The organism is Gordonia rubripertincta, from assembly GCF_038024875.1.
GTDB classification, from domain to species: Bacteria; Actinomycetota; Actinomycetes; order Mycobacteriales; family Mycobacteriaceae; genus Gordonia; species Gordonia rubripertincta.
Window position 1 is genome coordinate 4,055,670 of the sequence record NZ_CP136136.1, and the last position, 25,537, is coordinate 4,081,206.

A 25,537-nucleotide genomic window follows, 5' to 3' on the forward strand; every position below is an offset into this window, starting at 1 on the left:
TAGCCCCTCGGAACCAGTAGGAAAGAATCGACACGTGTCACGCCTCAACGACCTCCTCCGCCAAGTCGCCAACACTGATCCCCAACTCGCCAAAGATCTTCGACGCGAAACGGATGCGCTCGCAGACCGCCGGGCGTTCGGATTGAACTTCGAACGACACACTCCCGAGGCTGTCGAGCTTCCGGGCCGGCCGGTCCGGAAGAACGACAAGGTTCGGATCCTCCCGGCGCGTGGCGACGTGCCGAAAAAGGAGGACGAGCGACTGTACCGGGTCACGAAGGTCTACTCGGAGGACGGAGACCGGTGGGCTGATGTCCTCGCCGTTGACAACGATGAGGAGACGTGGTCCGTAATCGTTGACGACCTTGTCGTCGTCGCAGAGTTCCGAGACCCGATCTACCCCGGACTAGTCTCGACGGGGAAAGTTGAGCGCGGCGGACATAAACCTTTCCACACGGTAATTAACTCCGAAAACTATCATGCCCTTCAGGCGCTCCTATTTACCCATCGAGGAAAAGTTGATTGTATCTATATTGATCCGCCTTACAATACCGGCGCGAAGGACTGGAAATATAACAATGACTATGTCGAAAGCGATGACCACTACCGTCATTCGAAATGGCTTGCGTTCATCGAGCGCCGCCTCCTCGTAGCGAGAGAGCTCCTCAATCCGGCAGACTCCATGTTGATTGTCACAATCGACGAAAAAGAATACATGAGGCTAGGCCTCTTGCTTGAGCAGATCTACCCCGACGGGCGAACACAAATGATAACTACGGTTATAAATCGCAAAGGTAACGCGCGACGCGGCGAGTTCTCCAGAAGTGAAGAGTACATCTACTATGTCCGCTTCGGTGATGGAGAAATCTCGCCATGGAACTCGGATATGCTCAATCAACCCGAGCCGGAGGATGGAAAGAAGATCCGCTGGAAAAGCCTCCTCCGCCTAGCATCAACCGGTCAGACAACTGGCCGATTCAATATGTTCTACCCCCTTTTCTTTGATTCCGAGACCCTCGCTTTCCGCTTTGCTGGCGATCCAATACCAGACGGCACCCCGATAGAGTCGGTGACAATTCCGGACGGCATGTCAGTCCTCTGGCCTATCCAGAAGAACGGGAAGGACGGCCGTTGGTCTCTCAGTCAGCCGAAGTTCAACGAGTACTACCGAAAGGGCTACGTTAAGTTTGGTTCAAAGAATGGCGGCGGAAGAACTCCTTACTACCTTATGGAAGGCCAACTGGCAGCAATCGAATCTGGCGACCTACTAATAACCGGCCGTGACTCAGATGGAGCTGTCGAGTTGGAGATGCGCTCAAGCCTACGGTCACCGCTCACAGTTTGGAACCAATCGTCACATTCCACCTCCGGACACGGCACTTCAATCGTCAAGACCCTCCTCGGAGACAGAAAATTTCCATATCCAAAGTCACTGTACGCGGTTGAGGATGCCATAAGATTCGCTGTCGGACACAAAAAGGACGCTATTGTTCTAGATTTCTTTTCAGGATCTGGAACTACCGCGCATGCAATTATGCGGTTAAATAGGCAGGACGGTGGTGCCCGCCAGTGCGTCTCCGTAACTAACAACGAGGTATCCGCAGAGGAGCAGCGCGGACTTCGCGAAAAGGGACTTCGACCCGGCGACCCTAAATGGGAACAATGGGGAATCTGTGACTATATTACTAAGCCACGCATCGCAGCTTGTGTCACTGGGACGACACCCGCTGGCGAACGGATCGTTGGCGACTACAAGTACACTGACGAGTTCCCGATATCTGAAGGCTTTGAAGAGAACGTCGAGTTCTTCACCCTCACGTACGAATCAGCGATGCGCGTAGCGTCCAACCGTGAATTCGCCAAGATCGCTCCCTTCCTTTGGCTTCGAGCTGGGTCACGAGGGCGGCGCATCGACGACATCGCGGCTGGATGGGATGTTTCCGACACGTACGGTGTGTTAGCGGACCTCGATCTAAGTGAGCCGTTTATCAAGGCGATCGAAGCACAGGAAGGTCTAACCCACGCGTTCATTGTGACCGACGAGGATCGGCTCTTCGAGGCGATGGTTCGACAGCTGCCAGAACACGTGGAACCTATTCGCCTATACTCCACCTACCTCCGCAACTTCGAGATCGAAGCGGGGAGGGCCGCACGTTGAAGTTCACACTGAAGCCGTATCAGCGCACAGCGCTCGAAGACATGCTAGCGGCTCTCGAGCGTGCTAAGACGATCAACGAGCGGGAGACAAGCCCGACCTCGGTGTCTCTGTCTGCAACCACCGGCGCCGGAAAAACTGTCATCGCGGCGGCAGTGATCGAATCGTTGTTCTACGGCAACGACGACTATGACCTCGAACCGGACGACGGCGCCGTCGTCATCTGGTTCTCGGACCAACCAAATCTTAATGAGCAGACACGCTTTCGCATCATGGAGGCGTCCGACAGGGTAGTCTCGACTGATCTTGTAACGATTGAGCCTCCGTTCTCACGGCCGAAGCTCGAAGCCGGGAAAGTGTATTTTCTCAACACGCAGAAGCTGTCGAAGTCCTCACTTCTCACGCGTGGTCACCAGACCGTTGCGGAGGAGTACATGTTGGACGGCATGCAACCGTCCGTCCAGCCGGACACGCAGGGCTACACGATTTGGCAGACCATTGCCAACACTATCGATGATCCGGACCTGACTCTGTATCTGATTGTGGACGAGGCGCACCGAGGGTTCGGTACTAAAGCAACAAGAGACAAGTCCACGATCGTCCAAAAGCTGATCAATGGGCATGCAGGGTATCCGCCGGTACCAATTGTCTGGGGAATCTCTGCCACAATTGGCGATTTCCGGGAGGCGATGGACGACGCGGATGTCTCGGGCGACCGCCGCTACCTTCCTCCGGTACAGGTAGACGGTTTCCAGGTGCAGGAGTCGGGACTCGTCAAGGATGTCGTCAAGGTCGACATTCCAGCTGAGGCGCAAGCCATCGACATGGTTTTGGTTCGTCGTGGCGCGAGGAAGCTCAGACACTCGTCCGAGCGGTGGCAGATCTACTGCGAGACGCAGGGATTGCCCGACGTCGTCAAGCCTTTGATGGTCCTACAGGCTCCCAACACACCAGATCACGATAAGATCGGTGAGGCACTCGACGTCATCTTCGACGTCATGCCCGAGCTAGGCTCATCTTCGATCCGACACGTCTTTGACAAGCACGCGATGCAGACATTCGGGGCTCACCAAGTCCATTGGATTGAGCCGCAACTGGTCGAAGATCGCCCCGACGTCCGAGTACTCATCGCAAAGGACGCAATCTCCACTGGATGGGACTGTCCCCGTGCCGAGGTATTGGTGTCATTTCGTCCTGCGAAAGATCACGACCACATCCAGCAGTTGCTAGGCCGGATGGTGCGCACACCCCTCGCCCGCCGAGTTCCGGGCGACGACGAACTTAACTCGGTCGACTGCCTGTTGCCGTTCTTCGACCGAAAGACCGCCGGTGATGTAGTAAGGCTGCTGACCGCCCAGATCGACGGTGTCCCCGAACCTACCAGGAGGATAGTCCGCGACGAGTGCCTTATGACGCCAAACAAGTCGGTCCCGGAGACGGTTTGGCGCGTGTGGGACAACCTACCGTCGATGACGATCCCGCAGCGTGGGACGTCTCCCGTGAAACGACTTGCTACTCTCGCACTTTCCCTATCAACCGATGGTGTGCGGCACGGAGCGCTGGCCGAGGTGTCTAGCCAGGTCCATGCGTTGCTCGATGAGGCGGCTGTGTCGTATCGAAGCAAAGTAGAGGCGGCGATTGCTGAAGTCTTAGCTGTGCGGCTGCAGGAGATCTCGGCGAAGTTCGGTGCCAAGAGCGTTGAATACGCCGACATCGTCGAGGTGGCGGACGAACGGGCCATTCGCGCTGCGTTCGAGGACGCTCGCAAAGCGTTTGGCGCCGATATCGCGCACGGCTACGTCGACCACCTGACGACCGAAGATGACAGCGACGACGCGCTACGCGAAGCATTCGTTCGAACCGCAGCTCTCGCCTGCGTGCCGGAGATACGGGAAGCGGTCGACAAGAAGTCCGATCAGATCGCGGCCGATTTGTTTGACGAACACGACGACGCCATCCTGAAATTGCCAGACGATCGTCGGCAGGAATACCGCGACATCAACGCTCTCGCAGCGACGCCTCAAATCGAACCCCTCGGTAGACCACGAACCCGCATCGAAGACTACGTCGAGGAGAACGAAGATAAACAGCTCCTCCGCGCCGAGTTGGTCAAGTTGCACCTCATGTCGGACGAGAACGGCGACGCGCCGATCACGAAGTTGAACGAGTGGGAAGCCGAGATCGTCAAGCACGAGATCGCGCGCGATGGTGCTCTTGGCTGGTATCGAAATCCTCCGCGTCAGACGGCCGACTCACTCGGGATCGCGTATCGCGATGAGACGACGGGAAATTGGCGATCGATGCACCCGGACTTCGTCTTCTTTCACGATATTGATGGCGAAGCGAAGGCCTCGATCATCGACCCTCACGGTCACTACCTCGATGACTCATTGGTCAAGCTTCAGGCCCTAGCAACGTTCGCCGAGGAGCACGGGTCCGCGTTTCATCGAATCGAAGCACTGAGCAAAGTCGGTGGCGTGATGAAGATGCTGGACCTGCAGGACGATGACGTGCGCGCGACCATCAAGGCCGGCGGCCGTTCTGTCGATTGGTTTTACAGCTCCCAGCTGGCTAGCAACTACTATGCCGATAACAAGGTTTAGCGCTGAGTCTCAGTCTGGGCTGTTGTGCCGCTGCGGAACGAAACTCGAAGGTATTCAGCAGATGATCACGATTTCGCGGCGGCCGAGCAGACGTTGCGCACGTCGCACTGCCTGCACTTTTGTCGGTCTGGTTTCGGCTCAAACTCGCGGCGGCGCAGGCTGTCCGCTGTAGCGATGATCAGTTCTTCGGCTTTGCCGATCGAGTTCGCGTCGACCTGGACGTCGTATCGCTTCTCGGTTCCGAGATCCTGAATGAACGCGGCGCTGACGTCGAGGCCTTCTCGACGTCCCGCTTCGGTGTAGATCTGCAACTGGAGAGGGTCGATCTGCCCACCCGTGGACGTCTTGTAATCAACGATCGCGAGACGCCCGATCTTGCCGTCCTCGTTGTCGTAGATGACGTCGGCGCGGCCCGAGATCACTGCGCCATCCAGGTAAAGCTCGAACGGTCGCTCGGTCGCCCAGGTACGTAACAGGTCTGACGAGTACTCGCTGACGTACCTCATCACAAGTTGGCGCGCCTTGTCACGCATTTGCTTGTGGCCGGCCTTGTTCGCGTAAGGAAGGAAGAATTCAGAGTTGAGCAGCTGGTCTATCTGCTGTCGTGTCGGCACCACGCCAGTCGCCTGTGTACGCTCCGCTAGAACGCGCATCGTGTGGTGCACGGCGTTGCCGTAACCGAGTTCCTGCTGAATCGTCGGCATGAACCCGAGCTCGTTCTTGAGTAAGTAGCTGCGCGGGCACGTGTCGTACAGTGCGAGTTCGCTATACGTGATCGTGAGGTCGGTCTCCGACGCAGTTCCCTTGCCAGTCACCGACGTCGGGACGCCGGCCTTGGCGTAGGCGTTTGCAACCTCGTCATAGTACGGAGAGGCGTTGCGATTCTTGCCGGCTCCTGTCAACGAAAAACTGGACAGAAGTACCGCGTCGCGAGCGCGCGTGATCGCGACGTAGAACAGGCGCCGCTCGTCGTCGTCGGTGCCTTCGTACCGTTGCCGGTCGAAGCGACCGAGCAAATCTTGGGGGAAGTCTTGCGCGCGGCCGTTGCGGCTCGATGGAAAGCGGGTCTTCACGAGAGACGGCAAGAACACGACCGGCCATTCGAGACCCTTCGACCCGTGCACAGTGCCGAGTGCGACACCGTCGTCCAGGTGCCCTTCCTCGCCAGCGAAGTCGTCATAGCTTCCCACTGCATAGTTGGTGAGCAGAATCGCGAGGTTCTTGTAGAACCACAGCCCGCCGCTTCGGCCACCGACCTGTTCCCCCGGAGTGTTCGGGTCTTTGCGCGCTCGCCAGCTGACGCCCTCGTAGTCGGCGAGAACCGTCGTGAAGCGCGCAATTGTCCCGAGGCGGTTGCGCGTCGTCTCGTCGGAGAGATCCCACGCATTCACACCGAGCAACTCCATCAGGCCATAAAAGTCACGAACGAGACTCTCGTTGAAGTCGCTGTCACAGGCTTTCTTCTTCCACACCTCGAGGTGGACCGACAGCGCCGACCGCTGATTGACAGACAGGCCGAACGTCGTGGTGTAGTTGTCGAGCAATCGTTCCAGCGTGATGATCTCTGACTGCGCGTACTGTGCCGGCCGCCAGCCGATATCCCCGATCCAGGCGTACGTCTCGCCGAACACTCGAGGCTCCGGCTGCGCGAACAGGCCTGATCGTCCGCCTGCCTGTACAGGGATTCCGGCCTTCTCGAGGGCGTCCATGATCGCCGGGTACGACGACCGACCCCGCACGAGAATCGCAATGTCGCGATATGCGAGTCCGCCCGAGTGAAAGTCGCGGATCTGCCGCGCGATCTCGCTCGCGGCGTCGGTCTCGTCTCCTGGGTCGCGAACGAACGCGACACTCGGGCCGTCCGCCATTCGGTGCGGGAGCATTTGCTTTTCTATCCGGTCGGAGATTGTCTGCGCGAAAAGGTTCGCGACCTCGACGATGCCTGGCCGCGAACGACGGTTGGTGAGGAGCTTGAACTGAGCCACGTTCGGATACCTGTCGGCGAAGGTGACTATGTTCTGCACGGATGAACCGCGCCACTGGTAGATCGCTTGGTCGTCATCACCGACCACCACAACGTCAGCGTTGCCGTTTGGCTTCGCGAGCAGTTCGACGAGCCGTTCTTGAGCTGGGTTGACGTCCTGGTACTCGTCGACGATCAAGTGCCGCAGTGGGGCGCTGACCGCGGAATGCACCGTTGGGTCGGCGAGTGCCTCGACAGCCCGCACAATCTGGGTCCCGAACGACATGAACTGGTAGCGGTCGAGAGCGGCGTAGTACGCCAGCACGGCGTCCTTGAAGCCGCCCGCCGGGAGCGTGGCAACGTCGATCAGCTCGTTCTCGATGACGTCGATGCCCCGCTGGAACCTGTCGATGTTCTTGAACGTGCCGTCGGTTGGCGCGAGGTCCTTGATTCCGATCAGACGATTCTGTTGATACAGGAAGTTGGTCAGCTGGTTCGCATCGAGCGGCGTGTAGGTCTCGTATCGCGGGACGTAGGTCTGCAGCATGCGAAAGCAGTACGCGTGAATCGTGCCGACGAACAGACGCCCGAGTTGATCAGTTGCAGCAGCACCCATTCGGGCTGTCACCCGCTCCCGAATGCGGTCCTTCAGCTCCGCGGCCGCCTTTTCCGTAAACGTGAACGCGACAATCGACTCTGGGGGCTCGCCGTCAGCAAGGAGGGAAGCCACCCGCTGCGATACGACCTCCGTCTTGCCGGAGCCGGCCGCCGCGATGATCTGGATGTGGCTCCCACGGTGCGCCACCGCTTTCGCCGCATCACCTTCAAGTTTCGGAATATCTGCTGTGCTTGCTGTCGGGCCAGCCGTGACCGGGCCTACCCGAGCTCCGGGTTTGACGGAAGCCGGGGGCGGCGCGACACCGCGTGCCGATCTCGCCGGTGTTGGAGTTGCGACGAACGGCTTCGGGACGGGACGTGGCGGCTGCGAGGGAGACACCCACTTGAACTTCACGTCATCAGCCTCCTCGTCGCCCCTGGGTCATCGTATCGGCCTCAGGTTCTTCGCTGACGGTAAGGACGCGAGAACTGTAAGAGCGATCCCTCACGACGCGCGCCTGGCAATGATCCTCGCGACGGTCTCTCGGCTGCCATTCCCCACGCACGGCCGAAGACGACCGACGCTTTGGTGACGTGCGAACACCATCCTCCTAGCGGAACTAACCATCCAGCCATCACGGTTTCTACCGACCGGGGGAGCCTTATCCCCGAGAGAACGGACCGACGATTGCCCTCAACGCTGCCGCACAGAGGGTCTGCTCTGTCGGTAGCCGCATGAAATGCACGATGTTGCCCTGCGATGTCTTCCACGGTCCGAGGGCCTCTGCTCGAACGTCTAGATCCATCTCAGATGTTGCTGGATAAGCGAGAAGCCCAAGAGGTGGTGGGAGCCCTGCCTTCGAGTTTGTCGCTAGGTAGGCAGCTAGCTGGTAAAGGTCCCCTCGATCGGGATCTCGCCGGTCGTTCGTCAATCGCTTGTATTTCGCATCGATGATAGCCAATGGGCTGCTGGCTGGACCGACGGTTATGTCTGGGAGCAACCGGCCGAGGCCGAACGTACCGTTTCGAGTCGATCGCAAGAAATACGACTTGTCACCTCCGAGGTTGCCGTGTGCCACCGTCTCGCTCGCGAAGGCCTCCCGTGCGCAGGCGAGGACGAATAGCTCCCATAGTTCTGCAACGTCGATCAGCATGCCTTCGATGCTGTCTCCCGCGGGAGTGTTCTGAATGCCTCCGAAATGAGCTATACGCCAAGATAGTTCAGCTGTTTGCTTGAAGGGCAGGCGGATCGGCGTGTATCGCACACTATCTAGCTGGCGTCGTTTTGGTAGACGAGGGCGATTGCCGGTGCTGTGGCGCAAACGCATCACGATTTCCTCCACCCGGGGCCCTCTCCAGTCGGGTGCCCACGAATCGAGAAGACCGCCCAGCACATTATCCGCAGCCACGATCGACCGGCTTACGGAGTTATCCAACGACTTTTGACGCTCCGTCCAGGCAACCGACGCGACACCGCGGGCCGCGAAACCAGCCGTGCGCTTCCCGTTGATACGCCCTTTGACTGTCGTCCCGGAGGCATCGACTTCGCGTCGAAACGTCGGCAGACCGTGCTGCGACGACTGAGTAACCGAGTTAGCCCACAGCCTTGCTATAACAGGCGCAACCAGCAGATCGGGCGACTCCCCCAGCGATGCCGTCTGCTTGATCGCAACGACGCCCGTGACCCCAGTCATCCACCTACCGATCGTGTCGATTCCCAATCGTGGGTTGATCGTGAGGACCCGATTACCTCTTCGGAGTTGCCCGATGTAGCGGCCAGCACGCCAACCCGAACCGAACCGTTCGATAACCGATCCTGGAATCTCGTCCGGGTGGCGGTGAGCGAATGGCACTACGAAAGCGTCCGGGTGTGCCACCTTTGCAAGGTCGGCAAGCCACATGTCGTCTTCGGCGGTTAGGACGGTCCTCGGTCCGTCGAGATCGAGGAATTCGATGATTCTCTGAGTCATGGCCTGGTGAGGAACGCTCTCTCGAGGCGTTCCATCTCCTGGTCCCGATCTTCGACACTGGCCAAGTACTGCTCTAACAACGGCCGGAGACTCAAGTTCCATAAACCTCTCAATGAAGGGCGTGGCTCATTCTTCGGCGTCCACAGGTAGGTGCCGGAATTCGGTTTCTTGTTAAGTGTTCCCAGCCAAAGTATTAAGAACTCAGTAATTTCGGCGAAATACGTATGACCGATCTCAAACTCGGTACCTAAACCGCGGATCTTCGATATCTCTGCATTCAAGTTACTCGCACACTCACCTAGTGCCGTAATCTCCTCCTCCAATTCAGCATATGTAGTCCTGGATACAACCTTACTTACATTTCCGTGTTCCGCGTTCCAGCGATGCATCACGATCTCGGCGAGAGACTCTTTGTCGAATCCGACCGCGCGCCAAAGAAATCTGCGCCGCAGAGCGAAGTCCAGCGACTCGACTGACTGGTCGATGTCGTTCATCGTGCCGATCAGGTAGAGATCGGCGGGTAACGAAATTTCGCCGATACCCTGCTCACCATGCGATGGCAGCCTACGGGTCTCACCCCGCTTATCACGTTCGAGAAGGCTGAAGAGCTCACCAAGCATCGCTGAGAGATCCGTCCGGTTAATCTCGTCAAGTATCAGCACGATCGGCAGCGGATCGCAGCCGACAGGGAGCACCTGATTCTTCAGCTTGTCCAAGACGGTGAAGATCTCCCCCTCTTCCAAGTGGTCTTACCGTCTTGCAGATTTAGTCCGACGACAAAATTGGAGTAGTCCCACCCCGGGTGCAACTGCAGTTCGTGGATGTTGGTTCCGACAATCTTGTCAACGGTTGTGGCATTACTAAAGTAGGTATGAGCCCCCCACCGCACCAGCGCTTCGCGGCGAATAAGCGATTCGGCGATCTTCTTCGCCGTATAGGACTTTCCGGTGCCTGGAGGCCCATACAAACAGAGATTCTTCTTCCACCTCAGTGCCTCCAGCTCGCCGACGTTGTCGTCGTCGGTAGGCCGCCAGACGGCGAGGAGCGGTGGGCTGTAGAACTCTACGCGACCAGCCGGGCCAATAATCCCCTTCTCCTCGAGGTTTCTAACAACCTTGCGTAGCTGCTCGTCGGGGTGCGCGCCTTGGTCTGCCACAAATTCCGAGAAGGTCGATATTAGTTGACGCCTGTGATTCCCCGCCGCGACCGAGACGTATTCAGTCGGAATCAAGAAGTGCAACAGCATATTGCGCGCTGCGCCGAGGCTACGGTCGGTTGAGTCCGCAAACTTCGTAAGTTTTTCGGGGTCCGCGGTGATCTTCTCAAGCTCGTCCAGGTCAAGCTGCTTCGCACGGTGCGCGAAATCTATCAAATACCCGACGTGGAGGTCCGGGCGTTGGAGGTAGTTCTGCCCCGGTCGCCATGGGCCTCTCCTAAGCGCCTCAACGACGCCGCCCTCCGGAAGGTTCTCGCCGAGGATCCGTTCGATCGTTGAACGCTTGCGGGACCAACCAACGACGCTCGTATGCGGTACCAGATAATACAACCAAAGTACCTCGGCCGCTGTGACTCTCACGTCCGACTCGGAGTTTGCGAGCTGCTCGTCCAGTTTGTCGACGAACGAGCCGCTGCCTACCAGCGGCTGATGGTTGAAGACTTGGTCGAGCTCCGCAAGGTTGGAAAGACTCCACGCTGCGCGGTCAGGGAATAGCAGAGAGTTACCACCAAATAGGCACCGCGCTTTCCACAGACTGGTGGTGTCATAGACCGGCTGTACTCTCGGGTTGCCGTAAGGATCCATAGGCTATCTCTACGTTCCCCTAGCGATGCAGTCAACAGTCCGCTTGCTGTTTCGTGCCGACCACCTGGCGCGTTCGCGGTCCCACTAGCTTTAGCACCGCCAAAATCGTCCGTACGGACGAAACTGCCCGGTCGCTCGGACGTCCGCACGGTTCGCCTCCATCGTGACGAACCTCAGCTGAGTTTTGGCGTGAATTACACAGGTCGTCTCTTCAAATGACCCGGGAAGCACACAGACCGTACTCGGGTCGAGGTCGAACGATTCCCAAGTGTGCGTGAGTACCTGCTCCGCGGTTTCGCGTTCTACCTCATCCGCGAGCATCGGCATGGTGTCGCTTACAACCCTTTGATGGTGGAACATCTCGAGATCATCGGTGTAGCCGATGCCATCGACGAACTCCCTCCGGCACGAATGAAGACCGCACCGCACCCCCGGCTCGTCCTACCGACTGGACATCCGCTGCACACCGCGAGGAATCCATTCTGCTTAGAGCTCCCGCTCTTCGGCGGGTGCCAGCATCTCCGGCACAGGACTCCCCTAGACCGACAACTGACTCCCCGACCGCCGCAACTCCGAGAACGCCTTGATCGTCGTCGACGTCGCCGTCGCCACCGGCCGCAGATCCGGACCTGCTTCGACCTTCGACACCATCACCACGTTGTCCACGTACGGCTGGATCGTGCTCGTGTTCTGCACCGTCGCAACGATGATCAGCTGGAACCCGAACTTGCGGAACGCCGACAATGCCTGCTGGGCGAACTGAGGGTCGGACTTGGAGAACGCCTCGTCGAGCATCAGCTGGGCGAAGATCGGCCGGTTGTCGTTGCCGTGCGGGCTGGCCAGGTTGAAGCTCAGCGCACCCGCGAGGCAGAAGGCCATCAGCTTCTCCTGCTCGCCACCGGAGTTGTCGCCGGCGTTCGAGTAGGTGCGGATGGTCTCGCCGCTCTCGGCGTCGTGCTCCTCGCAGTAGAAGTCGAAGCGATTGCGCACATCGAGGGCGTCGCGCGTCCACTGGCGGTCTTCCGGGGTGTTGCCGGCGAGGCGTTCGCGAAGCAGCAGGATGTCGGAGTACTGCTCGAGGATGGCCTGCTCGTCGCCGAAGCTGACCGCCGTTGCGCGGTTGGAGATCTGACGCGCCTTCTCCGTCAGCTCCTCCACGGCGGCGAGCTTCTTGCGGCCCGGTACCAGCCGCAGGCGGGTGCCGCGGTTGAACGCCACCGCCCCGAGGCCGGTGTTGACGCGTTCGATCTGTTCGACGATGCGTCGTTCCTCGGCGTCGGCGGCCATGTGCAGACCGAGGATCGCGCCGGGCGCCTGCTCGGTGATCAGGCGGCGCATCCGCTCGTAGGCGGACGGCAGCTCGCGTTCGTCGATGCGGCGGCAGACGGCGACGTAATCGTGGATGCGCTCGTCGAAGTCGTCGCTGTCGTTGGGGATCGCGTCCGGGAATTCCTCGTCGTAGGTGTCGAGAATCCGGGCCAGTTCATCACGCGATCGACGCGCATCGGACCGCATGCGGTCACGCTCGCGGCCGGCGGCCTTGACGATCTCCTGTCGGTACGGCTCGGGGTTGAGCACGTCGAGTGTCGCCGAGAGATCCTCGCGGAAGCCGTCGAGGGTCTTCTCCGCCTGTGCGGGAACGTCGTCGGGCTTAAGCCGGTCGATGAGGTCGAGCAGCTGGGTGCGGCGCTCGTCCTGCCGGGCGATCTTGTCCTTGACCAGTGCGGCCTGCGAGATCGCGTGGCGCACCTGCTCCCAGAGGTCCTCGGCCTTGCGCTGCAGGGCTTCGACGTCGGGGTTCTCCTCCATGAGGAGGTCGTACTGATCGGTGAGCTGGTCGACGCGGTCATCGACGGAGTCGACATCGATCTCGTTCCACTGCGTGAACTGCTCGCACACACGGCGATACGCGTCGCGGCGCTTCTCCTTGGCGGAACGTTCGCGGTCGAGTTCGGCACAGTCCTCGCGGGCATCCTCGAAAACGCGCTCCTCGTAGGCGAGTTCGTCGCGCAGCGCGGTGATCTTGGATTCGACGTCACCGACGAAGATGTACTGCGACCGGCGCAGCTGCTGACGGTCGTCCTTGACGGCCAGCTTCGCCGAGTCCTTGCGCAGACCCTGGTCGGTGACGGCCTTGGCGTACTGGGAGAACTCCCCCGGGTTGTCGACGCACATGTGGTTGCCGAGCTTCGAGAGCACGGTCATCGCCTCGGCCGCACACGGATGGCCCGGGTCGACCGAACGCAGCTTGGACGCCAGGGTGCCCGGCTCGACGACGGGCATCGGGCGGGTCTCGGCCTGGTGCAGCTGGATCCGGCCACGCATGTCGTGCGAGTTGACGAAACGCAGGGCGGAGCGGAAATGCTTGTCCGGCACGAGGAGCCGCAGGCCGGCGTTGCGCAGTACCTTCTCGACGGCCAGGCGCCAGCGTTCCTCGTCGGGGTCGAGTTCGACGAGCTCGGCGACGTACTTGAGCTCGGACTCGTCGATCTGCAGCGCGTGCGCGATGACGCGGCGCATCTCGTGTTCGGTGCGCGGCAGCGCGGATCCGGCCTGTTCGACGCGGCCGAGTTCTTCCTGGGCGGTGTCGCGGCGGCTGCGGGCGGCGACCTCGCGGGCCAGCGCCTCGGCGTAGTGGGCGCGTCCGGCCTCGAGCTGGCCGTCGATCTTGGTGGCCTCCTCGATCAGCTCCTCTCGCAGCGACCAGAAGCCCTCGGCGTTGGTCGGCGGGCTGAATCCGAGCGCGGAGACCTTGTCCTCGTACGCGTTTCGTCGTGCGGTGACCTCGGTGCTGAGTTTCTGTGCGCCGCCGAGCTGTTCGCGCAGCGGGGCGAGGTCGCCGGTGGAGGTGGCGATGCGGGCCAGCAGCAGACTGTGGTCCTGGCGCAGCTGGTCGTGCTGAGTGGTCAGCGCGGCGAGATCACCGTCGAGGCGGGTGATCTGGTCGTCGAGGTCGGCGACCTCGGGCTGCGCGTTACGGATCCGCAGGTTGTTGACGTAGCTGCGGATGGTGTTGCTGTCGATGGTGTCGAGCACGGAGAAGGTGGCCGACTCGGTCGCGTACCGCTCTTGCACTTCTTCGATGTTGCCGAGGATGGTGCGCTTGCGGCGCGCGACGTCGAGCAGCTCACGGGCCTCGACGAGCGGGTCTATCTGCTCGAGGGCGTCGGCGATGCCGACAATGGACGTCGGGGCGTCGAGCATGAACTCCCGCACGAACTGCGCCAGACCACCGACGCTCTTGAGCGACTTGGCCTTTCCGAGGAGCTGCTGCGCGGCGTCGGAGCCGCGGATCCCGATGAGCGAGTACAGCGTCGAGAGGTACTTGCCCTCGCCGGGTCCGCCGCGCCAGCCGCGGTCGCGGAACTTGGCCGAGTTGTAGTTGGCGGCGGCCCACTCGTTGCAGACCTCGACGATGTCGGCGTCGCCGTCGTAGATGAAGTACGAGCTGTGCGCGTCGGTCATCTTGCCCGCGGCCAGCCACTTGAGGACCAGGCCGGTGATAGCGGTTCCCGAGGAGGAGGTGTAGGTGACCGCGATGGCCGCCCACGCCGGTCCGGTGCCGCGCAGGTACATGATCTCGCGGTGCGCGTTGGTGCCGTCGCGCCGCTCACCCCACGCGCCGCGCACGTACTTGCCGACGGTGCGCTTACCGCTCGACGAGCCGGCGGCCGTGGCATCGCCCGAGGCGTTGAAGTTGCGGCGATGGTCGGGCAGGAACGCCAGCGAGATGGCGTCGAGCAACGACGACTTGCCCGAACCCGACGACCCGGTGATCAGAGAACCGTTGGAGCTGAACGGGATCGAGTGATACCCGTCGAACACGCCCCAGTTGATCAGCTGCAACCGGGACAGGTGGTACTGGTCGACCTGCCCGCTCACCAGTTGTCTCCTTCGTCGTCGCTGTAGGCGTCCTCGGCGTCAAGGTCGGTCGCATCGGCGGCGGCAGCCTCCGGCGGCTCCTCCCCCGTGTCGCCGGAGCCGATGAACTGCTCGAACTGTCGCTGCAGATCGGTGATCACCGACGCCGTCATGACCGCGGAGATCACTGGGCTGACGGTGAAGGTGTCGGCGTCGTCGCGCTGCTTGCGCAGGAACTCGAGCTCTTCCATCTTGTCGATGGCCCGCTCGATGCGCTTGTCGAAGAGCGCGAGGTCGCGGTCGATGGTGTTGGTGACGCCGGCGAAGAGCTCGTGGATCTCCTCGCGGGTGATCAGCGCATCCTCGTCACGGGCGGCGCGGATGTACTTGGCGAGATGCAGCGCCAGGATCGCGTCGTAGGTGTGGACGGTCTCGCGCTTGAGAATGCGTCGGCCCCAACGGGAGTCGTAGCCGGCCTGCTCGACGAAGGCGACCTGCAGTTCGTCGACGAGGCGCAGGCGGAGGTCGAGTTCGGACAAGCGGATACGCAGGACGTCCTGGTACTCCGACACCCACGACCACAGCTGCGGCTGCCGGTCACCGCTGACATAGCGGCGGGCCAGCAGGTTCTGCAGCGCCCAACAGGCCCGGTCGGGCATCTCGCTGACGTCGCCGTCGAAGCGAGGCGCGCTCGGGGCGTGCGAGGTGGTGCGGTTGGCGACGGTGGGGAGATCGTCGAAGCCGGCGAACTCGTCGAGGAGGTCGGTTTCGGCGCCCTTCGTGGCTCGCTGCGCTCGCACCTCAGGGAGCGAGGGGTCGGTGTCCGCGTTCACCTCAGGGGCGCCCTTCGTGGCTCGCTCCGCTCGCACCTCAGGGGGCAAAGATGTCATTCGGCGTCGACCTCCGCAGTCGGAATCGGTTCGGTGAAGGTCAGGTCGGGGACTTCGATGGCGTGGTCCTCCCCGAGGAGGGACCGGAAGCGCACGGTGGTCATTGGCACCTTCTCCCCTGCCGCCATCTGCTTTTGAGCCCAGGACCAGAGCACGATGACGTGCGCGAGGTACGCCTCGTCGAGACTTTCGATCACCTCGGTGAGCGGGACGGGTCCGGCCGCGACGGCGTTGTTGACGGTTTCGGTGAGTTCGACGGTGTCGACCTGGCCGGTCATCGAGGCGAAGGCCGAGAGGTCGGCGTCGGCGCCGCCGGCGGGCAATGCCGGTGCGGGTGGCACGTGTTCGCGAATCTCGAAGGCGAGGCGGCCGATCGAATTGAGCGTCGGCGCGGCCAGCGGCAGCTCGTAGCCGAGGCGACGGTCCGCGAGCGAGGACTTGAGGAGGTCGTTGGCGGTGGCGAGGGCGTCGTTGAGCTGACGGGCCAGACCGCGGCTCTGCTCGAGGGTGCCCGACGCGACGAAGCGTCGAATACGACGAGCACAGCGCTGACGGGTGCGGCCGACCTCGGCCATCTGCTGGGTGACCAGCCCGAAGAAGTTGTCCATCACCGACCGCAGGCCGGCATCCATGCCGGGAAAGTTCTCGATGATGGTGTCGATGTCGGCCTTGAGGCGAGCGCGGCGCTCCGGGTCCTGGATCATCTGAGAAAACGCCTGGTACGACGCCGACTGCGACGACTGCAGGAGTGCCTCGTAGTCGTCGAAGAGCTGGCGCTGACGGTCGCGGTAGGCGAGGTCGGAGTCGCCCGGGTCGTCGAGCAGCGCGGTGGTGATGCGATCGAGCATCGTGCCGTACTGGCCGATGTCGGAAATGATCTGCTCCATCTGATAGCCGATGGCGCGGGCGGAGTCCTCGGCGACGCGTAGGTCGACCGGCGGGCGGCGGCCGGCTTCGAGGTCGGCGAGCTCGGCGTCGAGGTCGGACATCTGCGCCTCGAGCTCGAGGCGGATGGTCTCGGGGTCGTTGCTGACCTGTCCGGCGACGCGTCGCAGTTCGGCGGCGATGCCGGTGATCGAGCCGCCGGTGGCGATGGAGTCCTCGCGGCGCTGGCGGCGCATGAAGTCCAGGACCGTGCGGGCCTCGCTGGTCAGGTGGCAGAGGTTGGGGGCGTCGGGGTCGGTGGTGTCGGTGACGCGGTGCAGCCAGCCCTGGCGGGCCCACAGTTTGACCAGTTCCAGGCCGGTGGGCTGGTCGTCGGTGAGGTCGAGCTCGGCGAGATCGCGTTCGAGTCGCATCGTCAGCTCGACCTCGGACATCTTGGTGCCGTAGTCGAGGTGACGCTCCATCAAGGTGACGTAGAGGGCCGAGTTGTTTGCGGCGAACAGCTTGACCGCCGCCGACTTCTGCAGCGCACGGTTCGCTTCGAGGGCGTCACCCAGCGTGACCTGCACCGATTCCGACGGTACGGCAGGTCGCCCGGCCTCGCGCTGAGCCGGGAAGGCAGAAATCTCCATCGCCGCCTCACGGGGTTCTCGGGGACTACGGGACCCGCGACAGTCTGCCACGTCCCCGCGACGGCACCCCAGTCCGGTGGTCGTGTGTTCGGCCGCAGGTGACCCACCTCGCTACCCTGAGCATCATGGTGATGGCTGATCGTCCCGAGGTCGAGACCGCGTCCGGACCGCTGACGGCGCTGGCCGTCGCCGGACTGGCGTCGAGCATGCTCGGCGGGCTCGCGCGCGTGCCCTTCAAGAGGCCGTGGTCGGGGCCGTCGGGGCTGTTGGACAACATCGGCCAGTCTGTCACCCGGCAGTCCATCCGTACGTTCATGGGTTACTCGATGGGTCTGCCGATCGAGGAGTTCCGGTCGATGGAGAAGATCCTCGACGAGATCTGCCGTGTGGTGATGCCGCCGTTCGTCGAATTGACCGACGGGGTCGAACTGACCGACGACACCATCGGCGGCGTCCCCGGCCTGTGGTGTCGTGCGAAGGCGAGTACCGACGCCTACGTCGACGAGGACGAGGAGAAGCAGGAGATCGGCGCGACCATCCTGTACTTGCACGGCGGCGGCTACATCGGGACGTCGCCGATCATGTATTCGGCGTTCGCGTCGTCGCTGGTGCGGATCACCGGGTTCGAGGTCTTCATCGCCGACTATCGGATGGCACCCGAATTCCCCTTTCCCGCCGGGGTTCTCGACGCCGCGGATGTCTACCAGGCACTCCTGGGACGTGGGGTGAGCCCGGAACACATCATCGTCGCGGGCGACTCCGGTGGTGGTGGGCTCGCCGCGTCGCTCGTGGCGCACCTGCACGAGCAGGGTCTACCCAAGCCCGGTGCGCTGGCGTTGTTCTCCCCCGAGATCGATCTCGACCTCGACCACCCGTCGATCACCGAGAACGCCCAGTACGACGTGCTGCCGTGGAACATCCCGGTGACGCCGTACCTCCATGGTGTGCAGCCGAACGATGCTCGCGTCTCGATCATCCACGCCGACCCGGAGCCGGACTGGTTCCCACCGACATTCGTGTGCTGGGGCAAGGACGAGATGTTCCGCGACGGCATCCGGGAATTCGCAGCGCGACTCGAAGACTCCGAGGTGCCCACGCGCGCACTCGAGGAACCGGGGATGTTCCATGTGTTCCCGATCCTGATGCCGTGGGCCGAGGCGTCGAAGCGGGTCTTCCGAGAACTCCAAGAGCTCGCCCAGGGCCACGTGGCCAGCGACCCGGACGCGACGCAGACGCACTGAGGTCGTCGGCTCAACCCAGGACGAACGCCAGCAGGAAGCCGCCCGCAGTGGCCAGGCCAACCCACCAGCCGCCTTCTCTATAGGCCTCGGGCATCAGGCCGTTGGCGAGGACGCCGAGGGTCGCGCCGCCGGCGAAGGCCTGGACGATGCTGATCGCGGTCGGCGAGATGGCTTCTGCCACCGCGTAACCGCCGACGGTCACCGCAATGAGGATCGCGGCGGTGGCCACCCACATCACGAGCGCGTAGCGCAGCGACATGTCGTGTTCGCGTCTCATCAACGACGCCCCGCTGACCGCCTCGGGGACGTTGCCGACGGCGATCGCCACCACCAGCACCAGCGAGCCGCCCGCGGTGAGTGAGACGCCCAGCGCGCTGTTCTCGGGCACGCCGTCGAGGAAGACACCCAGCATGAGGGCCGGACCGATGGCGCGGGAGCCGAGTTTAGTCTCGACGACATGGTCGGCGATCACGTACACCGCGGTACCGAGGAACAGTGCGGCGCCGGCGAGGCCGATGCCCGCCTGCTTGAACGCCGGCAGGAACAGTTCGGTGGAGACCGCGGCGATCATCGTGCCCGCGCCGAAGGCCATCAGCGTCGCCAGGACGCGTGCGGGGAGGTCCCAGCGGAGACCGATCGCGGCACCGATCGCGATGGGTACCGCAGTCACGAGTCCGTAGAGGATCGCAGTGAGCATGGGTCCAGCTTGCGCCTCGTCGTTCGGCGAGGTGGTGCGACACGTCGGACGGGATCGGTGTCGTCCAGGTGGACGACTGCGAACGACGGTTACGGAGCCGTAGAGGTCGGGTTCGTCCGGAATCCGTGAGAAACAGGTCACAGAATTGCGGATCCCGCGCTCGACCTGCGGCGACGCAGAGGATATGCTGACTTACGTCCGATGAACCGGTCAGACCCCCGACCCGACCGGTTCGTCGGACATTTTTGTTGCCGGACCATCCTGCTGTCCTGACGAGCGGTTGAGAGACAGGCGCGCGTCGAGCGACGTGTTACGCAGACCGGCCATCCATTTATTCCAGCGGTAACCACCCGGTAATCGTCGAGGGGTGAACTGGTTCTCGTAGCAATCAGCTACTCGATGCGATCGAAATCTTCCGATCCACCGCTCTTGGGCAATGATGCCCGATCCGCATTCGTCTCACACGCCGAGCCGCCAGGCGCCGTCGTCTCGCCATCCAGGAGTCCTTGTGCCCTCTTTCGACGAAACCATCACCGAGAACATCGCCGCGTCGCTGGCGGAGATCCCGCATCCCTCACTTCCCAAGGGGTCCAACATCTACGGCGGGACCAAGATCTTCCCGGACTACCAGGCCGAGGACGGTGAAACGTACTTCACGTTGGTGCACGGCATCGCGCACGAGTCGTCGGTGTCCTTCGTCGCGGTCCTGCAGGCGACCCGCGCCCTGCGCAAGGGTTTCGAATCGGCGATGTACTTCTACGGTCCCGGTGCCATCAATTGCCTTGCCACGCGTGGCTTTCCGACGACCGGCGACTCCGGATTCCCCGGTGAGCAGAACATCAACAACGCGCTCGAGACCTTCATCTCCGAGGGCGGCACCGTGTTCTGCTGCCGCTTCGGTCTCGCACTGCACGGCGGCCGCGAGGAGGACCTGATCGAGGGCGTCATCCCGGCGCATCCGCTCGACGTCCAGGACGCCATCATCCACTACGCACGCAAGGGCGCGATCATCAACTCGACCTACATGGTCTGAGGATTTCGATACGGCTCGTCGCTACGCTCCTCGCCTACTCAACCAGCGGGATAACCCTTTCCGCATCACCGACCCTGGGACATCCTATGACCACCATCGGATCCGTCGCGGCGAACTTCACCCGCGATCTCGAACAGAACTACGCGACAATTGAACAGTACGTCGCCCAGGCGCGGGCCCGCGGCGTCGACTTCCTGGTCTTCCCGGAGGCGGCGATCGGCGGATACCTGTCGTCGCTGGGCAATCACGGCGACACCCGGAAGAACAGTGCACGGTCGCTGCCGCCGGCGATCTCCCTCGACGGACCCGAGATCGCGCGGGTGCAGTCCATCGTCGGAGATCTGGTGGTGGCGATCGGGTTCTGCGAACTCGGCGAGGACGGCGAGACCCGCTACAACGCGGCCGCCGTTCTCGACGGCCACCGGATCTACGGCAGTTACCGGAAAGTCCACCAGCCACTCGGCGAGAACATGTCGTACTCGTCGGGTGAGGGATACGGCGTCTTCGACACCCCCATCGGACGGGTCGGACTCCAAATCTGTTACGACAAGGCGTTCCCCGAGGCCGCGCGCATCATGGCACTCAAGGGTGCCGAGATCATCGCCAGCCTGTCGGCCTGGCCGGCCGCACGCACCGCCACCGCCGAGAACCTCCAAGAGGACCGGTGGACCTACCGGTTCAACCTCTTCGACGCCGCGCGCGCCCTGGAGAACCAGGTGTTCTGGGGTGGCGTCGAACCAGAGCGGGACGTTCGGATCGTTGCGTTACGTGGGCAACGCCAAGATCGTCGATCCGGGCGGCAACATCCTCGACACCACGCTGCTCGGTAGCGGGCTCGCGGTCGCCGAGGTGAACATCTGCGAGAGCTTCACCGCGATGCGTGCCGGCATGTTCCACCTACGGGACCGGCGGCCCGAGAAATACGGTCTGCTCACCGAACCGGAGTCGGCCGACGACCTCGCCTGGCGGGACCTCGCTCATGCCTGAGATGACCGTCCAGGTGCGCTGGCCCGACGGGCAGTTCCGCCAGTACTACTCCCCCAGCCTCGTGCTGCACGACCACCTTGCACCAGGGTCGTACCGCGTCGACGACTTCCGGGCGCGGGCCACCACCGCACTCGAGGAGGCGAGCGCACGCGTGCGGGCGAAGTTCGGTTTCGCGTGCACCTCGGCCGCCGCGTCCGCTGAGGAGATCGCCGACGATGCTGCGCGGCATCCGGATTCGGCGGAGGTCGAGGTGGTCTCGATGTATCCGCCGCTACCCGCCCACACCACCGACCTTCGGGAGCGCTCATGAACACACACGTTCCGGTCGTCGTCATCGGCGGCGGGCAGGCCGGCCTCTCGGTCAGCTGGTACCTCGGTCAGGCCGGGGTCGAGCACGTCGTCGTCGAAGCAGAGACCGCGGTCCATGCCTGGGCCGACAAGCGTTGGGACAACTTCACTCTCGTGACACCCAACTGGCATTGTCGGTTGCCTGGGTACGCCTACGACGGTCCCGATCCGGACGGGTTCATGACCCGCGACGAGGTGGTCGACTGGCTGACCGGGTGGTTGCAGACCTTCGACCCGCCACTCATCGAGCACACGCGAGTGACCCGACTGCAGCGTCTGTGTGCTGACCGGTTCGAGGTGACCCTCGACGGGCCGGACGGCATCCGCGCGGTGACGTGTGATCAGGCGGTGATCGCGACCGGCGGGTATCCGCTGCCGGTCATCCCTCCGTTCGCGTCGGCGCTCGATCCGGCGGTGCATCAGCTGCATTCGGAGCAGTACTTCAATCCGGAGCAGCTGCCCGAGGGCGCGGTGCTCGTCGTCGGGTCGGGGCAGTCGGGCACGCAGATCGCCGAAGATCTGCACCTGACCGGCCGGCAGGTTCACCTCGCGATCGGCAACGCGCCGAGGGTCGCGCGGTTCTACCGGGGACGCGACTGCATGACGTGGCTCTCGGACATGGGGCTCTACGACACTCCGACGCAGGAGTACCCAGGTGGTCGTGCCGCGCAGGAGAAGACCAACCACTACGTCACCGGCCGCGACGGTGGCCGCGACATCGACCTCCGGCGCTTCGCCGTTGAAGGCATGCAGCTCTACGGCCTGCTCACCGACGGCAAGGATTCGACGCTGCGGTTCGCGCCGACACTCACCGACGCACTGGACAAGGCCGACGCGACCTACAACTCCATCTGCGCCGACATCGACCGCCACATCGACTCGCTGGGGATCGAGGCGCCGGAACCCTCACGGTACGAACCGGTGTGGGCTCCCGATGTCGACCCCGTGGAGTTGGATCTGGCGGCCGCCGGCGTCACGTCGATCATCTGGGCCATCGGGTACCGACCCGACTACCGGTGGATCGAGGCCAGCGCCTTCGACGGTGGGGGCCGCCCGATGCAGACGCGCGGGATCACCGAGGTGCCCGGACTGAGCTTCGTCGGGTTGCCGTGGATGCACACCTGGGGATCGGGACGGTTCCTCGGGATCGACCGGGACGCGAGGTACCTGGCCGCGCACATCGTCGGTGTTCTGGGTGAGAACCGCCCGCGGTTGGCGGCGGCGCAGTAGATGGCTGAGCGGGATGCGGTCGTCGCCCGCCCTTCGTGGCTCGTCGCTAGCGCTCCTCGCACCTCAGGGCGCGAGGGGCGAGCACATCGATTTCCTCAAGGAGAGGAGTACCCATGACGGTATCCACACGAGTTGATCTGGCATTGCTCGGGATTCGGGGGGACCCGCCGGTGCAGCGGACCGGCGGGGCCGGACCGAGCGACGACGGCCACCTGATGGTCGACGGACTGCACGCCGCGATACCGCGGAACCCGCAGAGTCCGTTCGTTTTCGACGGCCAGCGCGTCCTGTACGACGGGGTGGACGTCGGCATCGAGGTCGAGGCGATCGGGCGGCCCCGGTTCTACGACCTGCAGACCGCTGACGGGATCAGCTACGAGAAGATCGCCCTACTGCACGGGCGCAATGTCCTGGCGACGACGGTGGTGCAGACGTGCATCCGCTACGACGAATCTGAGCGGTGCCGGTTCTGCTCGATCGAGGAGTCGCTGCGGTCGGGGTCGACGATCGCGGTGAAGAAGCCCGACCAGTTGGCCGAGGTCGCGCGGGCCGCGGTGGAACTCGACGGCATCACCCAGATGGTGATGACCACGGGCACCACCAATGGCCGTGATCGCGGCGCTCGGCACCTCGCCCGCTGCGTCCGCGCGATCAAGGCCGCGGTCCCCCACCTTCCGATCCAGGTGCAGTGCGAACCACCCGCCGACCTCGCCGTCCTCACCGAACTCCGTGAGGCGGGCGCGGATGCGATCGGCATCCACGTCGAATCCCTCGACGACGAGGTGCGGCGTCGGTGGATGCCCGGCAAGTCGTCGGTGTCGATGGACGAGTACCGCGCCGCGTGGGCCGAAGCGGTGCGCGTCTTCGGTCGGAACCAGGTGTCGACGTACCTGCTCGTCGGGCTCGGTGAGGACACCGACGAGATGATTGCCGGCGCCAAGGAACTCGCCGACATGGGCGTCTACCCGTTCATCGTGCCCTTTCGGCGCCACGCCGGGACGCTTGCCGTCGACGTCGACGATGCGCCGGCACCGGACCCGGCCATCGTGGAGAAGATCAGTCGCGAGGTCGCGCGCCATCTTGCCCTGATCGGGATGGCGGGAGCGGATCAGCGCGCCGGATGCGCGGCGTGTGGTGCGTGCAGCATCCTCCCGACGGTGGGTGGCTGAATGAGGACATCCAGCACAGACGTCGTCGGAGGTGAACTGTCGATCCTCGCCGGTCGACGCCGCGTCGCCGCGCGGCCGGACTTCCTGATCACGGTCGCCGACACCGCCGCCGAACATGCTGCCTACCGGTCGATGCGACACCGCGAATTCGTCGACCAGCAAGGGCTTTTCGCGCATACCGACCTCGATGACACCGACGACGATCCGCGCACGGTGGTCCTCGTCGCGACGTTGGCGGACGGCACGATCGCCGGCGGTGTTCGCGTCGCGCCCGTGCGCTGGGACGGATCGTCGGACACCGAGGACATCGGCTGGTGGTTCGGCAGCCGGCTCGTGGTCGCCGACCCCGGGCACGCAGCCGGGATCGGTCCGGCACTCGTGCGGGCGGCGTGTGCGCACATCGAACAGAAGGGTGCACTACGGTTCGACGCCACCGTGCAGGACCGCTACGCACGGATGTTCCGGCGGCTCGGCTGGGACGACTGCGGCGCCGGCCCGGTGATCGCCGGTCAGGCACATCGGGAGATGCGGTGGCCGATCCACCGCATCCAGCGGACCGTCGACGGCACCAAAGCCGTTCTCGCCGAGGTACTTGCACCGTTCGCCGACCAGGACGGCGGACTCGGCGCGGCCGGTTTCCGCGGCGACGACGGTGTCCCACTGCCCGGCACCGACGTGATCGCAGCCTGCGATGCAATTATCCCGTCGATGATCGAACGCGACCCCGAATGGGCCGGATGGTGTTCGGTGCTGGTCAACATCAACGACCTGTCCGCGATGGGGGCACGGCCGATCGGCCTGCTCGACGCCGTCGGCGCACCCACGACGTCGCATCTGACCCGCATCATCCGCGGTATCTCCGATGCCGCACGCGCCTGGCAGACCCCGGTTCTCGGCGGTCACACCCAGGTCGGGGTGCCGTCGGCGCTGTCGGTGACGGCGTTGGGGACCACCAGCAGTCCCCTGCGGGCCGGTGGCGGCGCGGTCGGCGACACGGTGACATTGCACGCCGATCTCGGCGGGTCGTGGCGACCGGGTTATCACGACCGCCAGTGGGACTCGACGAGTTCGCGGAGCAGCGACCAATTGTGCTCGATGGCAGGTCATCTCGCGACGGTCGCGCCCACAGCGGCGAAGGATGTGAGCATGGCCGGGATCGCCGGGACGCTCGGCATGCTCGCCGAGGCGTCGGGCACCGGAGCCGAACTCGACGTCACCGCTGTTCCGCGCCCGAACGAGGCGTCGATGGGCGCGTGGCTGACGTGCTTTCCCGGGTACGCGATGCTCAGTGCGGATCGGCGTCGTGCCGAGGTACCTGCCCCGAGCACCCTGACCATCGCGGACTGCGGTCGTCTCACCGCGGAACCGGGCGTGCGCCTGCGATGGCCCGACGGCGCGGTGACGGTGGTGGTGGCGTCGACGGTCACCGGGCTGGGGGCCGCGTGATCGGACCTTCCCGTCGGTTCTCGGCCGGT

16 protein-coding genes and 1 pseudogene are annotated in these 25,537 nt (G+C 63.3%); 9 read left to right on the top strand and 8 right to left on the bottom strand.

Annotation, left to right across the window (positions count from 1 at the left end; translation table 11 throughout):
- Positions 1 to 34 precede the first annotated feature (34 nt).
- Positions 35 to 2,158, top strand: a complete 2,124-nt coding sequence (locus tag RVF83_RS18410) for a site-specific DNA-methyltransferase (RefSeq protein WP_005195041.1) — start codon at positions 35 to 37, stop codon at positions 2,156 to 2,158.
- Positions 2,155 to 4,758 carry a DEAD/DEAH box helicase gene (locus RVF83_RS18415; protein ID WP_005195040.1) on the top strand — a complete coding sequence of 868 codons (2,604 nt, stop codon included), beginning with the start codon at positions 2,155 to 2,157 and terminating at the stop codon, positions 4,756 to 4,758. Before RVF83_RS18410 ends, RVF83_RS18415 begins: the two co-directional genes overlap by 4 nt.
- Positions 4,759 to 4,823: 65 nt before the next feature.
- On the opposite strand, the gene RVF83_RS18420 is transcribed toward RVF83_RS18415, so the two are convergent.
- The 7 genes from RVF83_RS18420 to RVF83_RS18450 all read right to left on the bottom strand — a co-directional run bounded on the left by RVF83_RS18420 (position 4,824) and on the right by RVF83_RS18450 (position 17,357).
- A complete protein-coding gene (locus RVF83_RS18420; RefSeq protein ID WP_005195039.1) occupies positions 4,824 to 7,733 on the bottom strand; it encodes an ATP-dependent DNA helicase in 2,910 nt (969 codons plus the stop codon).
- 247 nt (positions 7,734 to 7,980) lie between these two features.
- Positions 7,981 to 9,288, bottom strand: a complete 1,308-nt coding sequence (locus tag RVF83_RS18425; protein ID WP_005195038.1) for a 5-methylcytosine restriction system specificity protein McrC — start codon at positions 9,286 to 9,288, stop codon at positions 7,981 to 7,983.
- Complete coding sequence (locus RVF83_RS18430; RefSeq protein WP_341261967.1) at positions 9,285 to 10,004, bottom strand: AAA family ATPase; 720 nt, start codon at positions 10,002 to 10,004, stop codon at positions 9,285 to 9,287. Before RVF83_RS18430 ends, RVF83_RS18425 begins: the two co-directional genes overlap by 4 nt.
- Positions 9,992 to 11,089 carry an AAA family ATPase gene (locus RVF83_RS18435; protein ID WP_341261968.1) on the bottom strand — a complete coding sequence of 366 codons (1,098 nt, stop codon included), beginning with the start codon at positions 11,087 to 11,089 and terminating at the stop codon, positions 9,992 to 9,994. Before RVF83_RS18435 ends, RVF83_RS18430 begins: the two co-directional genes overlap by 13 nt.
- A gap of 537 nt (positions 11,090 to 11,626) precedes the next feature.
- The gene (locus RVF83_RS18440; protein WP_005195034.1) at positions 11,627 to 14,971 is read right to left on the bottom strand and encodes an ATP-binding protein; all 3,345 of its coding nucleotides are present in this window, start codon (positions 14,969 to 14,971) and stop codon (positions 11,627 to 11,629) included.
- Positions 14,968 to 15,840, bottom strand: coding sequence for a DUF4194 domain-containing protein (locus RVF83_RS18445; protein ID WP_005195032.1), 873 nt, complete (start codon positions 15,838 to 15,840; stop codon positions 14,968 to 14,970). Before RVF83_RS18445 ends, RVF83_RS18440 begins: the two co-directional genes overlap by 4 nt.
- Positions 15,837 to 17,357 carry a DUF3375 domain-containing protein gene (locus tag RVF83_RS18450; protein ID WP_005195030.1) on the bottom strand — a complete coding sequence of 507 codons (1,521 nt, stop codon included), beginning with the start codon at positions 17,355 to 17,357 and terminating at the stop codon, positions 15,837 to 15,839. Before RVF83_RS18450 ends, RVF83_RS18445 begins: the two co-directional genes overlap by 4 nt.
- 125 nt (positions 17,358 to 17,482) lie before the next feature.
- Between RVF83_RS18450 and RVF83_RS18455 the strand changes: the two genes are divergently transcribed.
- The gene (locus tag RVF83_RS18455; RefSeq protein ID WP_039879927.1) at positions 17,483 to 18,598 is read left to right on the top strand and encodes an alpha/beta hydrolase; all 1,116 of its coding nucleotides are present in this window, start codon (positions 17,483 to 17,485) and stop codon (positions 18,596 to 18,598) included.
- Positions 18,599 to 18,608: 10 nt separating this feature from the next.
- On the opposite strand, the gene RVF83_RS18460 is transcribed toward RVF83_RS18455, so the two are convergent.
- Complete coding sequence (locus tag RVF83_RS18460) at positions 18,609 to 19,295, bottom strand: ZIP family metal transporter (RefSeq protein ID WP_005195027.1); 687 nt, start codon at positions 19,293 to 19,295, stop codon at positions 18,609 to 18,611.
- Positions 19,296 to 19,803: 508 nt separating this feature from the next.
- Between RVF83_RS18460 and RVF83_RS18465 the strand changes: the two genes are divergently transcribed.
- The 6 genes and pseudogenes from RVF83_RS18465 to RVF83_RS18490 all read left to right on the top strand — a co-directional run bounded on the left by RVF83_RS18465 (position 19,804) and on the right by RVF83_RS18490 (position 25,508).
- Entirely contained in the window at positions 19,804 to 20,328 is a 525-nt protein-coding gene (locus RVF83_RS18465) for an MSMEG_0572/Sll0783 family nitrogen starvation response protein (protein WP_005195025.1), read from the top strand.
- 86 nt (positions 20,329 to 20,414) lie between these two features.
- A pseudogene (locus RVF83_RS18470) lies at positions 20,415 to 21,315 on the top strand (carbon-nitrogen hydrolase family protein).
- A complete protein-coding gene (locus RVF83_RS18475) occupies positions 21,308 to 21,625 on the top strand; it encodes an MSMEG_0570 family nitrogen starvation response protein (protein ID WP_005195020.1) in 318 nt (105 codons plus the stop codon). Before RVF83_RS18470 ends, RVF83_RS18475 begins: the two are co-directional and overlap by 8 nt.
- Positions 21,622 to 22,893, top strand: a complete 1,272-nt coding sequence (locus RVF83_RS18480; RefSeq protein ID WP_005195018.1) for an MSMEG_0569 family flavin-dependent oxidoreductase — start codon at positions 21,622 to 21,624, stop codon at positions 22,891 to 22,893. Before RVF83_RS18475 ends, RVF83_RS18480 begins: the two co-directional genes overlap by 4 nt.
- A 113-nt stretch (positions 22,894 to 23,006) precedes the next feature.
- A complete protein-coding gene (locus tag RVF83_RS18485; protein ID WP_005195016.1) occupies positions 23,007 to 24,062 on the top strand; it encodes an MSMEG_0568 family radical SAM protein in 1,056 nt (351 codons plus the stop codon).
- Positions 24,063 to 25,508: an MSMEG_0567/sll0787 family protein gene (locus RVF83_RS18490; RefSeq protein WP_005195014.1), complete on the top strand. Its 1,446-nt coding sequence runs from the start codon at positions 24,063 to 24,065 to the stop codon at positions 25,506 to 25,508. It begins immediately after the preceding gene.
- Positions 25,509 to 25,537 lie beyond the last annotated feature (29 nt).

Excerpts from the sequence above, each read along its gene's own strand:
- RVF83_RS18425 (WP_005195038.1), bottom strand. The coding sequence starts at position 9,288 with ATGACTCAGAGAATCATCGAATTCCTCGATCTCGACGGACCGAGGACC.
- RVF83_RS18435 (WP_341261968.1), bottom strand. The coding sequence starts at position 11,089 with ATGGATCCTTACGGCAACCCGAGAGTACAGCCGGTCTATGACACCACC.
- RVF83_RS18445 (WP_005195032.1), bottom strand. The coding sequence starts at position 15,840 with ATGACATCTTTGCCCCCTGAGGTGCGAGCGGAGCGAGCCACGAAGGGC.
- RVF83_RS18450 (WP_005195030.1), bottom strand. The coding sequence starts at position 17,357 with ATGGAGATTTCTGCCTTCCCGGCTCAGCGCGAGGCCGGGCGACCTGCC.
- RVF83_RS18455 (WP_039879927.1), top strand. The coding sequence starts at position 17,483 with ATGGTGATGGCTGATCGTCCCGAGGTCGAGACCGCGTCCGGACCGCTG.
- RVF83_RS18460 (WP_005195027.1), bottom strand. The coding sequence starts at position 19,295 with ATGCTCACTGCGATCCTCTACGGACTCGTGACTGCGGTACCCATCGCG.
- RVF83_RS18475 (WP_005195020.1), top strand. The coding sequence starts at position 21,308 with ATGCCTGAGATGACCGTCCAGGTGCGCTGGCCCGACGGGCAGTTCCGC.
- RVF83_RS18480 (WP_005195018.1), top strand. The coding sequence starts at position 21,622 with ATGAACACACACGTTCCGGTCGTCGTCATCGGCGGCGGGCAGGCCGGC.
- RVF83_RS18485 (WP_005195016.1), top strand. The coding sequence starts at position 23,007 with ATGACGGTATCCACACGAGTTGATCTGGCATTGCTCGGGATTCGGGGG.
- RVF83_RS18490 (WP_005195014.1), top strand. The coding sequence starts at position 24,063 with ATGAGGACATCCAGCACAGACGTCGTCGGAGGTGAACTGTCGATCCTC.